Genomic DNA, 16,267 nt, shown 5'->3' with positions numbered 1-16,267 from the left:
AATTATGGAGTTTTAGCAATCTATGGCGCTTTAATTTTAGTCAGCTTTCTGAGTAGCTGAATTAACGTAGCATTGATCTATTGCCACATTGGTCAAGATTCCAATTCCACCACCTACAACTGCACCTACAGCTCCTAATGCTAGTTGAGTACCAATTCCAGCAGAAGACCCAATGATTAATGGAGCAAGAAAATATAATGCTAAAGCGCAAGTTATTGCAGCTACACTTATAACAGCCAGCTTTCTCGGACAAAAATTTTCTGGTGCCTCAGCACTAGATATGAATGATGATTTTACTAGATTTTTTCTACTTTCATGATCTAAAAAGCCACTCACTGTTCTCATTATAGGACGGGTAGAGCGGTCACCAGTCAAGTAAATTCTATCTCCCACTATATCATGAAGCTCTTTAACTTGAGCTTTATATTCATCCCAATAGTTTGATAACTCTTGTTGGTCATTGAGAAGATCTGGTTTATTTGAAGTTGTTAACCAGTGTGAGTCATGTTCCAAAATATATCTAATTGTAGCTTTCCCTATATCTATATGCCCTTCAGTAATTGCATACTTTAAAACACCTTCTGCTTTTTCCCTTCCAACATTAAGATCAGCACCAGCTTTTATCAATAATTCTACTATCTTTGGAGAATTATGAAATATAGCAATATCTAAAGGGACCATCTCATTACAATCTTTAATATTTAAGTTTGCTTTTTGTTCTATTAAATAACTTATAAATTTTAAGGTTTCATCAGATTTTTGATTGTCTATGTCTTTATGTTTGTAATATATTCTAATTGCAAAATTCAACGCAGTTTCACCCTTCAACTCACTACCACCCATAATTAATGTCTGATAGCTTTTTACCCCTTGATTTATTAAGTTAACATCCGTGCCGTTTTCTATTAAAGCCTTAGCTCCTTTGAAATTGCTTTTTGCAATTTGCAGATGAAGTAAGTAACGACCAAGATGATCAGTTGCATTAGGATTTGCACCTTGTTCAATCAAATACCTTGCAATTTTATCATTAAATTTGTGATCATAAGTTGCAGATTGTAGTGGCTCAGGATTTTGCTGTAACTCATCTTTAGCTATTAAGCTACTCACCTGACAGATTGATTTTACTGACTCTAAATCTCTTCTTCGAACTGCCTTTGTGACTGCAGCGCTAAAGCTTATACCCTTTTCTATTAGATATTTGGCCATTTTACTATCAACAGCATAACCTAATAAATTTGTACCATTTTGGGAATTAATCTCAGCAACAACATCTTTAATAATAGAGCTGTTTTTCTCAAAAATTGATTTTACTTTTTCTAAGTCATTCTCCTTAACAGCTCTAAGAAGCTTTTTTAATACAGAATCTTTCTTCTTATTTTCAGCTAGAATTTTCTGTAGTTCTTCAGGATTCATAAATACACCTCAACACACACAATCAAAGAAATTATATCCAAATCGGAATTGTTTGTAAAGGATCTTTAGATATTATCTTGCCCAAAGGTTAATTTATTTTATAATCTTTCTGTATTCTAGAAATTTCAATTAAATGAACTGCTATAAAACTCACGCGTGTAATGAATTAAGGAAGAATGATGTAGAAAAGGAAGTTACTCTCTCTGGGTGGCTGTACCGTAAACGTGACCATGGTAACCTAATCTTTGTTGATTTAAGAGATTTTTATGGAATTACTCAACTGGTATTCAATAATGACAAAGACTTTTTTGATGAAATTTCAAATTTAAAATCAGAGAGTGTGATTACTGTCACAGGAACAGTCAAAGCTAGAACTGAAGATACGGTAAACAGCTCTATTTACACAGGAGAAATTGAAGTTATAGTTAGTAATTTACAAGTTGAATCGGAAGTTGAGTTCCACTGTGATAAAGAAATAGCAAAAGAAGAAAGGAGTATATTAGCAAGTATCGCCGGCGAGCAAGAATACCCAGAAAACATGAGATTTAAATACCGTTTTCTTGATTTAAGACGTGAAAAGGTTCGTAATAACATTATTCTGCGTTCACAGATCATTTCAGAGCTCAGGAGGCTCATGATAGAGCAAGGATTTTTGGAAATTCAAACTCCAATACTTACTGCCTCTTCTCCTGAAGGTGCACGTGACTACTTAGTGCCAAGCAGACTAAATCCTGGTAAATTCTATGCATTACCACAAGCTCCACAGATTTTTAAGCAGTTGCTTATGGTTTCAGGGTTTGATAAATATTTTCAGATTGCACCTTGTTTTCGTGATGAGGACGCAAGGGCTGACCGTTCTCCTGGGGAGTTTTATCAGCTCGACCTTGAAATGTCTTTTGTGACTCAAGAAGATATATTTCAGGTTATTGAATCTACTTTATATAAAGTGTTCGCGAAATTTTCTCGCAAGTCTGTCGATAAAGATTTTCCACGTATTACATACAAAGAAGCAATGCTCAAATATGGATCTGATAAGCCAGATTTGCGTAATCCATTATTAATTAGCGATGTAACAGAAATTTTCCGTGATTCAGAGTTCAATATTTTCAAAAGCAATATTGAACGCGGTATGGTAGTGAGAGCCATTCCTGCTCCTAAAACAGCAGAGGAACCTCGTAGCTTTTTTGATAAAAAAATAGAACATGCACAAAAGGAATTCGGTGCTAAAGGTCTTGGATATATAACGTTCGATAAAGATGGAATTGCAAAAGGACCAATTGCTAAATTCCTTGATGACAATAGGTTAAATTCCATAAAAGAAATAACAAATATAGAACCTGGAGATAGTGTATTTTTTGCTTCTGATAAGGAAAATGAAGCAGCAATAATTGCAGGGAAAGTGCGTATTCTTTTGGGATCAGAACTAGGTCTTATAGATGACAATATCTTCAAATTCTGTTGGGTGATTGATTTTCCTTACTTTGCGTATGACGATAAAAGTAAAAAAATTGATTTCTTTCATAATCCATTTTCTATGCCACATGGTGGCTTGAAAGATTTAGAAGAAAAGAATCCACTGGATATCCTTGCTTACCAATATGATCTTGTTTGCAATGGAATAGAGCTGTCAAGTGGAGCAATTCGTAATAACAAACTAGATATTATGTACAGAGCTTTTGCCATTGCAGGCTACAGTAAAGAAGAAGTTGATACAAAATTTGGTGCGCTTGTGCGTGCATTTAGGTTTGGAGTGCCACCTCATGGTGGAATAGCACCAGGAGTTGATAGAATGGTTATGCTACTTGCTGATGAGCCTAGTATTCGTGAAGTAATCTGTTTTCCTATGAATCAGCAAGGTGAAGATGTTCTAATGGGTGCTCCTTCTAAAGTAGAGGATAAGCATTTACGTGAGTTGTCTTTAAAGGTTGTTGAATAAAGTTGTATATAACTTGAGTTTAGGTGGGGAAAAAACAAGAATATTGAATTCTGTTAAAGTAGTGCTAGGCCCTAGCACTACTTTATAGTTTTAGGATATCAAAACGTTTGGTCTAGCGGGACTTGGCCCTCTGTTCCGTCTACTTCTCCTTGAGAGGTGTAATTCCAATAAGTATAGTTTTTACCCGCATCCTTCCAATCTTTAGGTAATTCAGGCTCCGATCTTCCTCTCCAATCAGCAACCCATAATGGGTAGTGAGAAAAATTATGTTCTTCTTGTGTATAGTAATCATTCCACGTTTTTGGTGAAGCATATACAATTGGACTGTATCCTTTTTCATTCAATTGAGTCAATAAAGAATGAAGTTTTTCGGCTCTCTGTGTGTTAGTGTGTTTTGTAGGATCATCACATTTTGTTGTTCTTCCTTCGCAAATACCAGTTGTAGCACTAACAGCTAACTTATTTGTACCTGGCTCAAAATTAGCTTTTTTAAGTTCGTTAACTATGTTATTCAACTGACCTTCAGGTGTTGAGGTCATCCTAAATACGTGATATGCCCCAGCTTGCACATTATTATCTTTCATACTTTGAAAATTTTGTCCAAATTTAGTGTCTTGAGAAGTTTCTCCCTCAGTTGCTTTGGCAAATGCAAACCTTACCCCATCCTTTGCAACTTTCGACCAATCAATCTCTCCATTCCAATGAGATACGTCTATACCTTTTTCACTCATACTAACCTCATAATTACAATAAATGTTGAATATAAAATATAATAGTGAAAATTTAATGAATATCTTTTGAGCATATTGTAAACAATTTTATACTAAAACAGTTACAAAGTTCTAAACTACAATCTATAGACAAAAATACTTGTTATTAGTAAGTTAAATTATAGTGAGTTAAAAATCATGAACAATATTCAAAAAGCAATACTATCAAGCATAATCTGCAATATGATTATATGGTATGAAATAACTCTGTTTGGAGTTTTAACGCATATAATAAGCAACGTTTTTTTTCCTTCAGAAAGTGATTATTTAAGCACAATCAAATTTCTTGGCAGTTTTGCAATTGGATTTGGATTTAGACCACTTGGTGCATTTATTTTTGGTTACATTGGAGATAAATACGGCAGAAGGAAAATTTTGCTGACTTCCGTAATATTAGCTTCGATATCATCTACTACAATTGCGATTATACCAAGCTTTAAAGAAATAGGAATATTTTCTCCTATATTGCTTCTGCTTTGTAGAATAACACAAGGAATGGCAGCAGGTGGAGAAACAAGTATCAATTCAGCTTTTTTAATAGAGCATTCAAGCGATAAAAAAAATCTAGGCTTTTTAGGTAGCATGAAAGCTTTTAGTGGTGCTCTTGGTTCTATTCTATGCTTTGTAATGATAGCTATTTGCAAAAAGTTTACAGGTGAAAGTTATGAAATTTGGGGCTGGAGGCTGCCCTTCTATTTTTGCTCTATTATGGGTGTAATAGGCTTTTTAATAAGATACATAATGGAAGAGAGTTTAGCGTACAAAACTCATGACCAAAATAAAAGCTTATCTAGTTCTCCATTTTTTGAACTAATCAAAACCTACAAAAAAGCATTTATATTAGCAATTGGACTTGGTATTGCCCAAAATGCAATCGTTTATTCGGTAATTATGTTTTATAACATATCTGTCAAAGAACTTACCTTCTCAGGCATTGATATTAAAAATCTAGTAAGGATCATGGTTGAAATCACATTTGGAACGTCTGCAGTGCTGTTTGCAATACTTTCTGATAAAATTGGAAGAAAAAATGTGATAATTCCTACATTAGTAACTTTAGCTTGTGTTAGCTTGCCGGTACTTTCGCTATTATCATATGATAATCACTATATTATAACATTCACTTTTCTGTTGATGAGCATACCGATAGGTGCATCTTTTGGAATATATAATTCTCTTGCCTGCGAGTTATTTCCAACGAAAGTTAGATGCACTGGCTTCAGCTTAGCTCATAACATATCAGCAGGTATTTTTGGTGGCCTTTCTCCATCGATATGCATGTGGCTTATAGAAAAAACTGAAACAAAACTTGCAGCAGGGATTTACCTTACTGTTTGTGCATTGATTAGCCTAATATCTGTACTTCAAATTAAAGCCAAAGACAAAAAAATTGATTGGTGAAATCGCTTCAGTCAAAAGATAGCGCTTCAATAGATTTTTCGATATGTTTAGGGACAGGAGCAGTAATAGTGACTTCTTTATTATTTGGCAATTTTAAAGACAAAGAATATGAATGCAGGTGAATCTGATTTGCTACTCCATCAATAAAAGCTTTTTTACCGCCATATTTACCGTCACCAAGAATAGGGCAATTTATATGAGCTAAATGTACACGTAACTGATGGGTTCTACCAGTAATTGGTTGTAATTTTAGATAAGCGACATTGTGTTTTAGCCCTGACACAATTGAAAAGTGTGTAGTGGCATTCTGTAGTGAGTCTTCATCAATGACCACTCTTTCTTGTCCTGAAATATATTTTTTCACCAACGGATAGTCTATTGTTCCATTATCTTTGCTCGGTATACCAGAAGTTAATGCTAGGTAAGTTTTTTTTATCCTCCGTCCTTTAAATTCTTCCATAAGGTATCTTGCAACGCTAGCATTGCGTGCGAATATTATTACTCCGCTTGTATCCCTATCCAGCCTATGAACAATTTTAAATATTTCTCTCTCTCTTATTTGGTCAAGTAAATCACTAATGCTAATTTTTACCTTTATGCCGCCTTGAACAATGACCCCTGCGGGTTTGTTTATAGCTAGTATATATTCGTCTTCATATAATATGTTCTCTCTTAGTAGATTCACTAACTTTTCATTATATTTGCAGTCAGAATTAGTGTTCTCAATATAGTCTAAGTATCTTATCATTATAGCTTGCCCAGAGCTTACCCTATCGCTGGATTTTGCCGTGCAATTATCAACCTTGATTAATCCTTTCCTTAAAGACTTCTCAATTGCAGATTGTTTCAAATTGGGAAAAATTCTTCTGATGTACCTATCGAGCCTAACGTTATTGTCTTCTACTAATATAGTTTTGATACCTTCTGACATCTTACTTATAAAAATTTTATTGTGTAAACTAAAATCTAACATAGCTAATGTACTCCTCAGTTTCAGCTACTTGCATCGAGTGCTACGTGCTGGAATTTAGAGGATTATTTAACTATTTATAACAGCTTCATATTTTCCTACAGCTGAGTAAAGTGGTAACAATGATAGTTTCTCGATCATAGAGAGGTGAGTATTAGGCTCTTTAATACTAGGGCCTGGACACGCTTCAGTGTTAGGCCCTAACTTCATACACTCAATGCCGTTAGCTAAAGATGTTACTCTTCCTACATTAACATTTTTAGTGCGATATGACCACCTGAAAGGACTATGTAATATTTGTTCTTTTACTCCATCCATTTCAGCTGGACACGCTTTAGTGTTAGTCCCTAACTGCACACATTTAATGCGGTCAGTTATAAGTGCTACTCCTTTTTCATTAAGTTTAGCGTTATACTGTAATTGTTCAATTTGATTAGCTTGATCTCTTATCATACGTTCAAAGTTGATAGATAGATGTAATTCTATTTCTCTCAACATATGTGATGCTATGTGTTGCACTGTCATTAATGCTGTGTTTCTGAGTATACTTGATTCTAAGTCAAGCTGTGTAAGTATAGCTAGTGCTCTTTGTTCTGCTTCCACTAGAAGATTACTTATACCTTGACGTTTAGCTAAATCTCTTACAGTTTCATAACAATTATCAGGCAATGAAGGATTTGCGCCATAGCATAGTAAGGTTATTACTACTATCCAGTTTCTACGTTCGACAGCATAAGTTAAAGGAGATTCCCCTAAGTCATTCTGCGCATTAACATTTGCTCTATATAAAATTAAGATCTTTACTACTTCCGGATGGTTATACTTGGCAGCTTTATGTAAAGCAGTTGATCCTAAATCATCACCTGCATTAGCATTTACTCCAGCTTCTAATAGAGCATGTACCATTAGTGTATCACCATGTCCGGCAGCACAACGTAAAAACTCAGCTCCCATCAATTTCATCACATCCTTCCATATTCCAAGTTGTATCATAGTAGTTACTGCTTCTAGATAATTATATGGACAAATAGAAAGTAATATTTTCTGTGGATCATTCGTCTCAATACTTGCTCCATGGGCTATTAGATAATACATTACTTTTCTATTGCCTTTTGTAGCAGCACAATTAAAAGGAGTCCATCCCCATGCATCCTTATGGTTAACATTTGCTCCATATTTTATTAAGAGCTCTACTGCTTCCACATTACCATTCGTAGCAGCAATATGTAAGGGAGATCGTCCAATTAAATTATCCTCTAGATTAACATCTGCTCCATGTTCTGATATGCACTTTAATAGGGCTTCTAATATTGAAATATCGTTCTTTGTAGCAGCCCAATATACAGGAGTCCATCCAAATACATCTACTATCTCAATATTTTTGTCAATATTCTTGTCGTTTTTTATTATACAATCCACCATTGCTCTATCAACATTTGCAACAGCAATATGTAAAGGAGTAAGTTTAAGCGCCCCATTCTTCTTAACATCTGCTCCATTATTCATTAAGAACCTTACTACTTCTTTATGGCCATTCCTGGCAGCTTCATATAAAGCAGTCAAGTTCATCAGATCTTCCACATTAGGATTTACCTTATTCATTACTAAGATTTTTGTTATTTCTATATCGCCATTTACAGCTGGCTGATATAAAGTAGTCCGTTGAGATGAATCCAACTGATTAACATTTGCCCCTTTTTCTATTAGCTTGCGTGCTACTTCTGTGTTCCTATCTTCAACAGCCCAATGTAAAGCAGTCCATTCGGAAAACGGACCTGGTGCATTAATATCGATTCCTTTTACTTTAAGCATAGCATTTATTAAATTGCTCAGCTTAAAATCAATAGCTAAATATAATAACGTGTATGAAAAGCGTTCATGCAAACAATCTATTTCAAACCAATAATTTACATCAAATTTGGCTTTCTTCCACTCTTTATACACATTTTTACTTTCTTTCTTTAGTCTATTTAATGTTTTTAGTATCTTTTGTGTATCTAGCATCACTGGTACCTTTTCTGAGATCTTTCGTGCATTTAGCACATCCTCTAGCGCCACTGCTTTTGATTCTTCTGATGTCTCTTGTACACCTAACCTTTTTAGCATTCTTTTTACCATCTGTTGCGCATTTGACACCCTTGACTTCTTTAGTATCTTTTTTGCTTCTTCTTTTGTCTGCGGTACATTTACCACCTTTAGTCTCTTTTTTAATGGCTCTTGTGTCTCTTGTACTCTTGGAATCTTGCTTGATACTTCTAATCCATGCGATATCTCTTCTAACATTCTTGATGTTTCTGCTTGCCCTAGTATCTTTACTTCCTTTAATAGCTCTCTTATTCTTTCAATTACATTGTCTTTACTTAAATTTACCTCTTGATCAATTACACCTAATATTATGTTCCACTGTTCATATGTCATTACCATAGCTTTACCTCATACTATAGAGTATTTTTTGATGCTATATATTATGGTAGAATAGTCAACGCATTTTCCATAGCGTAACTTGAGAGTCTAAAAGGACTGTTATTAACTTACAGAAAACCAAGCTTGCCTGAAACCACTTAATTGATTATAATCATAGGTTTTAAGGCAGTAAAATGACAGCTTTTTTTCCTTTGGTTATTTTTTTGATCTTATACCTTGGAGTGGTGTCTATTTTTCCTTTATTGGAATTGATAATCCGCTTCGCCAAGTTTCACCGGTAATTTGCCTACTACCGGCGCTATTTTTTGCTGTTGCATGCAGTGCAGGTAAAATTCAACGTAACATCGATACTGTCATCGAGGGTATGGGCGATAAAAACACCCTTACTATGTGTTTAACTTTTCTATTTTCTGGAGCATTTTCTGTGGTGACTCAATCAATTGGTAGTGCAGATACTGTTGCTGATTTAATTCTCAATTTCCTTCCAGCAAGATTACTACTGCCTGGAGTATTTTTGGCTTCCGCTTTTATATCAACTGCAATTGGTACGTCTATGGGAGTTGTTGTATTAATGGTACCAATAGCTGTTAACTTAGCAAAAAGTGGGGCTTTTGGTCTTGAAATAGGAACTGCAACTGTAGTTGGAGGTGCCGTATTTGGTGATAATCTTTCAATGATATCTGACACTACTATTGCATCTGTTTCTTCACAGGGGGCCACGATAAAGGATAAACTTAAAGTGAATTCTAAAGTAGCATTTGTTGCCAGCATTATAACGCTTGTCTATCTGGCAATTATGGCAGATAGTACAAAAATTATTCCTACATCAAATTTAGATTATTTATCAGTAATAAAGATTATTCCTTATATTTCTTTAATAATCATGGGGTTATTTGAAGTTACTACTTTAGTAACAATAACTATAAATATAATTGTTGCTAGTGTATTAGGGATGACTTTTTTTGACTATACTATCATTCAACTCTCTCATGACATATATGACGGTTTCAAAAAAGTAAACGAGATAGTGATATTTGCTCTATTTATTGGCGGATTGAGTCATATAATGTACAAGCAGGGTCAAAAGGCATTACACAAACTTATCGATGAAAGCAATATCACAAAAACTAAAGCTGAATTTGTAATAGCGGGCATAGCATCTATGTTTACTGTTTTAGTTGCTAATAATACCATTGCTATTTTATTAAGTGGCGATATTGCAAAAAGGCTCGCGCAAAAGCATAATATTCCGTCATACCGTAGTGCATACTTGTTAGACATTTTTGCTTGCGTTACAAAAGGCATTTTGCCTTATGGTTCCCAGCTGCTGCTAGCAGGTAGCATTGCTTCTGTCTCACCTATTTCTTTGTTAACACAAGTTTATTACTGCTTTATTTTAGCAGCAGTTACAGTAGGTGAAATAATCATCAATGGCAGACGTTGCGCGGCTACAACTTAATGTACGAAGATTTCTCTTCATATTACATTTTTGTGCCCATAAGAAACGAGTTGCCATTTTCATCAGCTACTTGGATAATAGATATATTCACAAAATTGTTCCATTTTTCTCAATAGATTTTGGTTTTCTTTTCCCCTTATTAGCAGAGCATAAAACTTAGCTTTTTAATAAATCTCATTTTAACTCCAATACACTAACTATGAAACAATCTATATTGCCATCAAAAACGGAATTTATATTGCCAACTTCATGTCCAGTCCTTAAATCCTTTACCATTTGATATGGATGCATAACATACGATCTGATCTGACTGCCCCAACCTATATCGCATTTCTTGCCATATTCTTCGGCCATTTTCTGTTCTTTTTTTTCCAATTCAATTTGATATAAACGTCCTTTAAGTAGTTTAAGTGCTTCATCTTTATTTTTATGTTGAGAACGACCATTTTGGCATTGAGCTACAACGCCTGTTGGAATATGCGTAATACGTACCGCGCTTTCAGTCTTATTTACATGCTGACCACCTGCTCCAGAAGCACGGTAAGTGTCGATCTTTAAATCCTTTTCATCCACAACAATATCTATTGAATCTTCAATCACTGGAGTTACTCCTACACTTGCAAAACTGGTATGACGTTTACCATTTGCATCAAATGGTGATATTCTAACCAATCTATGAACTCCACTTTCGCTTTTTGCCCACCCGTAAGCTTTTTCTCCGATGATCTTTATTGTTGTAGATTTTATACCAACTGCATCACCATCTAATTTTTCTACAACTTCAACTTTAAAATTGTGATAAATTTCTGCCCATCTTGTATACATGCGCATGAGCATCTCAGTCCAATCATTGCTCTCTGTTCCACCAGCTCCTGAGTGGATTTCTAAAAAGCAGTTATTGTTATCTGCTTCACCAGTAAATAAGGATTCTGTCTCTTTAAGTTTGATTAATTTCTCTAGCTTTACTAACTCACCTTTAACTTCAGAAAAAAATTCTTCATCATTCTCATCAATAGCAGATTTCATCAAGCTGATAGCATCGTTGTAATCGCTTTCTAGCTTTGAAAACGATTCTATGTCATGCTTAATTTTAGAGCGTTCTTTTAAAATTTCTTGTGCTTTTTGATTGTCTTGCCACAGATTATCATTCAACGCTTGAGAATCCAGCTCTTCAAGACGCAACTTCAATTTTTCTATGTCAAAGACACCTCCTGATAAGAGAAATACTTTTATTTAAGCCTTGAAAGTATTCAAGGATTTCTGGATGGGTTTTCATTATACTTTAGACTTTAATATATTTATTATCACTAACAATAACAGCAAACAAAATAGAAATTTAACCATATAATAGTTAATTCAAAATAATTTTATTATACTTGAATGTTCAATAAAATCAAGTGTGTATATTTATTAAAAAAATAAGGTAAAGTAATGAATATTAAAACAAGTTCTCATTATGGTTTAGACAAAAAGGCTATTGATGATTTAATAGAGTCTCTCGATAATCAAGAATTAGAGAATGTTCGTAATATTGTAAAAACGATAGATAGCGTTCAGTTAGCTTATTTTTTATCTACTTCGATCAGTGATCACAGGGAGAAATTAGTTAATATCCTCGATCAACATTTGTTAAGTGATGCCTTAGTACATGTAGTACCAGATTTACAAGTAGAGATCATAGAAATATTGGGAATAGAAAATACAGCAAAGTTACTAATGCTTCTTGATATAGAAGACATAGTAGCTATAGTGAAAGATTTAGATAGAAAGTCTATAGAAAATATACTTAACTACTTACCCAATGCAACTCAAAAATTAGTAGAGGAATTGTTATCATACCCAGAAGAAAGTGCAGGAAGGTTGATACATAAAAATATGGTTATAGCTCCATATTATTGGACGATAAATCAGCTAATGGAATTCTTGCGCAACTATAAAAAAATACCAGAAACATTTTATCAAATTTTCATCATTAACTCAAAATTAGAACCCATAGGCATTTTCAACTTAAATAAGGTAATATCTCACTCAGGAGAAACAATAATAAAAGAGATAATGAGTCAAGATATAAAAATAATTAAAACTGGAATGGACCAAGAAGAAGTAGCAAGAATATTTAAAGATTACGCTCTATTATCAGCTCCAGTAGTAAATAAGAATGGTAAAATTATAGGTGTAATCCTTATTGAAGATGTAATCAAAATTGTTCAACAAGAAGCAGAAGAGGATGTGCTTAAAATAAGCGGTGTATCTTCTAAATCTGATATAAATGCCCCTATACATAAAACTATAATTAAAAGACTACCTTGGTTACTGTTTAACCTCTTAGCTGCAACAATATGTTCTATAGTAGTTGGCTTTTTCGATAACGTAATACAAAATTTTATAGTACTGCCAATAATTATGCCAATCATTGCATCGATGAGCGGAAATGCAGGATCCCAAACAGTAACACTAACTATCCGGGCAATCGCAACAAAATATCTAACTGAGCAAAATGCAAAAAGAATACTGATGAAAGAATTTTTAATAGGTCTTATAAACGGGGTGATCTTATCTACTATTTCATTAGTAGTGTTAGCAATAAGGTTTCACAATGTCAAAGTGGAGATGATTTTTGTGGTCTCCATGATTATGATGTCAATTATTGCAACGTTCATCGGAACTTTCATTCCTATAATGCTTCATCGTTTAAGATCCGATCCTGCTGTTTCGTCTTCAATCTTAACATCAGCAACAACTGATATTCTCTCAGCTCTTATATTTTTTGGTCTAGCCACGATCTTTTTATTAAATAGCTGAATCTTGCTATATAAAAAAATTGCTTTACAAGCTTTACCGTCCACGTTATCATTACTCATAGATGCATTGAAGAAAAAAAATAACAGTCGATAAAGAAATAAAAGTACATGAAACTGAGCTGCTTTAGTTTTAAAATAAAAACTAAAATAAAATGCTAAAGTATGCAAAAAAATTCTTGCTTTGCTAGGTCTCTTTAGCTACAATCCAGTCTAACGTAATGAACAAATGGGGTGTGAGTTAGATGCATTGTATTATGTATATCACTCAGAAAGCAATTCTGAATTTTTTAAGAATATATCTATTTTAGTCAGAAGTCAAAAGAAAAGCACACTGTTACTCAGCAATTAAAGTTACTTAGGATTACCGTAAGGTTTCTACAGCAGTTTGGTTTGGTACAGCTGCATAAGAATCAAATGTTGAAATCAATCTTCAGAAAAGAGGTTTACGACAAAATCATCAAAATATGAATATTAAAATATAGGCGGCTTTATGTTAGGTAAAGAAAATATAGGAGAACAAGTAGCAGATAATCAAATGGATTATGTAGATGCTGGATCAGCAATAGTTGATTATGAAAATATATTATCTAGTGAAGAACTTCAGTGTGGACGAAGTCAAGAGAGCCCTAGAGTAACAAGATCTTCATCTATAGGCAGCAGTAGTACATCGACTGATGATGAAGAAATGTTTAGCTGTATAAGCATTACAAGTGATGAAATAGTGAAAAAAGCAACTTTTTTTGTTAAGACTTTTGTTAAAGAATTCGAGGAAAAACTATCTGAATGTTCTAAAGAAGCAAAACCAGGTTCAAAAGTACGTAAAACAGGTAAAGTAGTAGCTAAGGTTGTATCAACTGTGGGTAATTATATTCCACCAAGTGTGGAGAAAGTAGGTACTTCTCAAGTTATGGAGTGTGTGAGTTTTATTTCTACAAACCAACATAGGAAAAAAGCAAAAATATTTTCTACAATAGTTGCGCCTTCAGAAGGTAACTTAAGAAAGATTTTAATAGAAGCTGGCTTGGAAATTTTTCAAAGTTTTGAGAAACAATTCACTAAAATTGTGGATACTAATCAGTTGTCTTGTAATAGGGGGATTGAGAAGTTAGCAATGGATACTGTATCCAGAGTAATAAATTACACTACATCTTGCAACGAGAAAGGAGAATTTCCCAATCTTCACATAACTAAAGGTGTTATTTTAGGTAAATCAAAAAGAAAGTACCCGTTTACTACACGTACTGGACATCAAGTAAAAGATAAACAAAGTGGTGAAATGTTGATGACTTCAGAGTTATATGAAAAGGTGGGAATAGAGAAAGCAGAGGGTGAGATTATTAAGTATTATCAATTGAAGGAGCATGACTTTGCTGAAAAATACGGCTATCGGCTTCCCTTTAAGTGGGAATTAGAAAGTTGGGAAGAGTTAGAACAAAAATATGTACTTAGTGAAACATCTAAAAAAAGAGAGTATGTGCGTATTTTAGATGAGGAAAAAAAGAAAGGATTGGCTAGTAGTATATTAAAAGAGATCAATGAAAACGATTCAGCAAAAAAAAAGGATATACAAGAACTGCGTGAAGAAATCAGAAATTTACGAATACTTCATGAAAAAGAAGGTAAAAATACATTTTCCTTTAATTTGGGCTATTTACCAAAATTCTTTATAAAAAGAGAAGTGATGTTAGACGAATTAAAAAAGAAGTTAGATAGTAAAAATCAAGAAGTAGAACTGTCACGAATGGTCTTGATTAATGGAGAATATGGAACAGGAAAAAGTGAATTAGCTAGAAGCTACGCATATAGTAAGGAGAGTAATATTTGGACAAAAGTTATATGGATAAATGCTAAAACATATGACACTCTTTTCAATTCATTTCGTAATTTAGCTAAAGAATTAGAAATTCCTACAGAAAATGATAATGATATGGATTTTAATGTTGTTCGAGATAGAGAAATAGAATCTATTGTCCAGGATGTGTACCAGTATTTTCGAGACGTAAAAAGTCTTTTCATCTTTGATAACACCAGTAAGTATAAGGAGATCGAAAAATTTTTACCATCCTATTTTCCTAATTTGTTTTTTCATGGAGAAAAGCCTTACGTTTTAATTACTTCTCGTAGCAAGAATTGGGAAAAAGAAATAGAAAAGACACAGTTGAATGATGGATTTTCTCTAGGAGAAGCTATAACATTTATTGAAAGAACCTTAGAAGTAAAAGATAGGTTACAGGATTACTATCTAGTAGAGTTAGCACAAACATTGGGCTATCTTCCATTAGCTTTGACACAAGCAACAGCATATATTAAACAAGAAAAGATTAATGTTAGTGAATATCTAAAACTCTATAATGAAGAAATGAAAAAACCGAATCCTGATTGTCTCGAGGCGCTAGGTCTCACCAAAGAATTATTTATAACTTTGACGCTTAACCTTAATAAAATAAGAAGAGAAAAAAATGTTGGGCAGCAATCGCATGATATTGTATCATATATGGCTTACTTGGATCCCAATCAAATTGATATAGAAGAAATTTTCCTCCAGAAGAAATCAGAAAAAGGTAAGCAACAAGTTTTGGATGCTCTTAATCTACTCAATAAGTTTTCAGTGATTGAGCTGGAGGAGTCAATAGCAAGAGTTCATAAAGGGATACAAAAAACAGTAAGAGTAGAGAAAGAACGAACAGGAATAGAAGAAGAAACTTTAAGAGAAATGATGACATCATTTTGCATTATAAATCCGAATAACATTATATCTGTTTGGAGTCATGCAAGTAAATATGACAGATTAGTTAATGAATTTATTGATTCTATTTATGATAGAAGTACTATCTTACATTTACTAGCCAAAGATGGTAATGAAGAAGTTATTAAGCTGATATTAGAGAAAATAGAACCTAATAAATTAAGCAAAATTATTAATGCTATTGATGAAAGGAATTTTACTTCTTTAGATTATGCTATCATACATGGTCACTTAGGTACTGTTCAGCATCTTGTAAGGAAAGGGGGTGATGTAAATCTAAATAACACAAAAGGTATGAATCCTTTGCACTTTGCTGCCGTATATGGTCACTAGATATTGCTAAATAC

General features: G+C 33.6%; 9 protein-coding genes and 1 pseudogene. 5 read left to right on the top strand and 5 right to left on the bottom strand.

Translation table 11 applies throughout. The annotated features are described in order from the left end of the window. Positions 1-36: 36 nt before the first annotated feature. Entirely contained in the window at positions 37-1,413 is a 1,377-nt protein-coding gene (locus M1L26_RS03650) for an ankyrin repeat domain-containing protein (protein ID WP_250119952.1), read from the bottom strand. A 133-nt stretch (positions 1,414-1,546) separates the two neighbouring features. Here M1L26_RS03650 and aspS point away from each other — a divergent pair, with 133 nt between their 5' ends. Next, on the top strand, positions 1,547-3,349 hold the full coding sequence (gene aspS, locus M1L26_RS03645; protein WP_250119951.1) for an aspartate--tRNA ligase: 1,803 nt from the start codon (positions 1,547-1,549) through the stop codon (positions 3,347-3,349). A 98-nt stretch (positions 3,350-3,447) separates the two neighbouring features. Here the strand turns inward: aspS and M1L26_RS03640 are convergent, their stop codons facing one another. Continuing rightward, the gene (locus M1L26_RS03640; protein WP_211908154.1) at positions 3,448-4,080 is read right to left on the bottom strand and encodes a glycoside hydrolase family 25 protein; all 633 of its coding nucleotides are present in this window, start codon (positions 4,078-4,080) and stop codon (positions 3,448-3,450) included. Between the two features lie 177 nt (positions 4,081-4,257). Between M1L26_RS03640 and M1L26_RS03635 the strand changes: the two genes are divergently transcribed. Next, positions 4,258-5,520, top strand: coding sequence for an MFS transporter (locus M1L26_RS03635; RefSeq protein ID WP_211908156.1), 1,263 nt, complete (start codon positions 4,258-4,260; stop codon positions 5,518-5,520). 7 nt (positions 5,521-5,527) lie between these two features. Here the strand turns inward: M1L26_RS03635 and M1L26_RS03630 are convergent, their stop codons facing one another. Then, on the bottom strand, positions 5,528-6,451 hold the full coding sequence (locus M1L26_RS03630; RefSeq protein WP_211908683.1) for an RluA family pseudouridine synthase: 924 nt from the start codon (positions 6,449-6,451) through the stop codon (positions 5,528-5,530). A 108-nt stretch (positions 6,452-6,559) separates the two neighbouring features. Beyond that, positions 6,560-8,914 carry an ankyrin repeat domain-containing protein gene (locus tag M1L26_RS03625; RefSeq protein WP_250119950.1) on the bottom strand — a complete coding sequence of 785 codons (2,355 nt, stop codon included), beginning with the start codon at positions 8,912-8,914 and terminating at the stop codon, positions 6,560-6,562. 173 nt (positions 8,915-9,087) lie between these two features. Between M1L26_RS03625 and M1L26_RS03620 the strand changes: the two are divergent. Continuing rightward, positions 9,088-10,373 (top strand): annotated as a pseudogene (locus M1L26_RS03620) (Na+/H+ antiporter NhaC family protein). Between the two features lie 174 nt (positions 10,374-10,547). Here the strand turns inward: M1L26_RS03620 and prfB are convergent. Then, positions 10,548-11,649, bottom strand: a protein-coding gene (prfB, locus tag M1L26_RS03615; protein WP_250119949.1) for a peptide chain release factor 2 whose coding sequence is annotated in 2 segments (ribosomal slippage) — positions 10,548-11,582 and positions 11,584-11,649 — 1,101 coding nt in all. Because the reading frame shifts where the segments join, the coding sequence is not laid out codon by codon here. Between the two features lie 155 nt (positions 11,650-11,804). Between prfB and mgtE the strand changes: the two genes are divergently transcribed. Continuing rightward, positions 11,805-13,175 carry a magnesium transporter gene (mgtE, locus tag M1L26_RS03610; RefSeq protein ID WP_211908162.1) on the top strand — a complete coding sequence of 457 codons (1,371 nt, stop codon included), beginning with the start codon at positions 11,805-11,807 and terminating at the stop codon, positions 13,173-13,175. Positions 13,176-13,664: 489 nt separating this feature from the next. Beyond that, the gene (locus M1L26_RS03605) at positions 13,665-16,253 is read left to right on the top strand and encodes an ankyrin repeat domain-containing protein (protein ID WP_250119948.1); all 2,589 of its coding nucleotides are present in this window, start codon (positions 13,665-13,667) and stop codon (positions 16,251-16,253) included. Positions 16,254-16,267: the final 14 nt, after the last annotated feature.

This window comes from Wolbachia endosymbiont of Ostrinia scapulalis, assembly GCF_023559145.1.
Taxonomy (GTDB): Bacteria; Pseudomonadota; Alphaproteobacteria; order Rickettsiales; family Anaplasmataceae; genus Wolbachia.
Note: the sequence above shows the minus strand (reverse complement) of the source record. Positions and strands in the feature narration are given on the sequence as shown.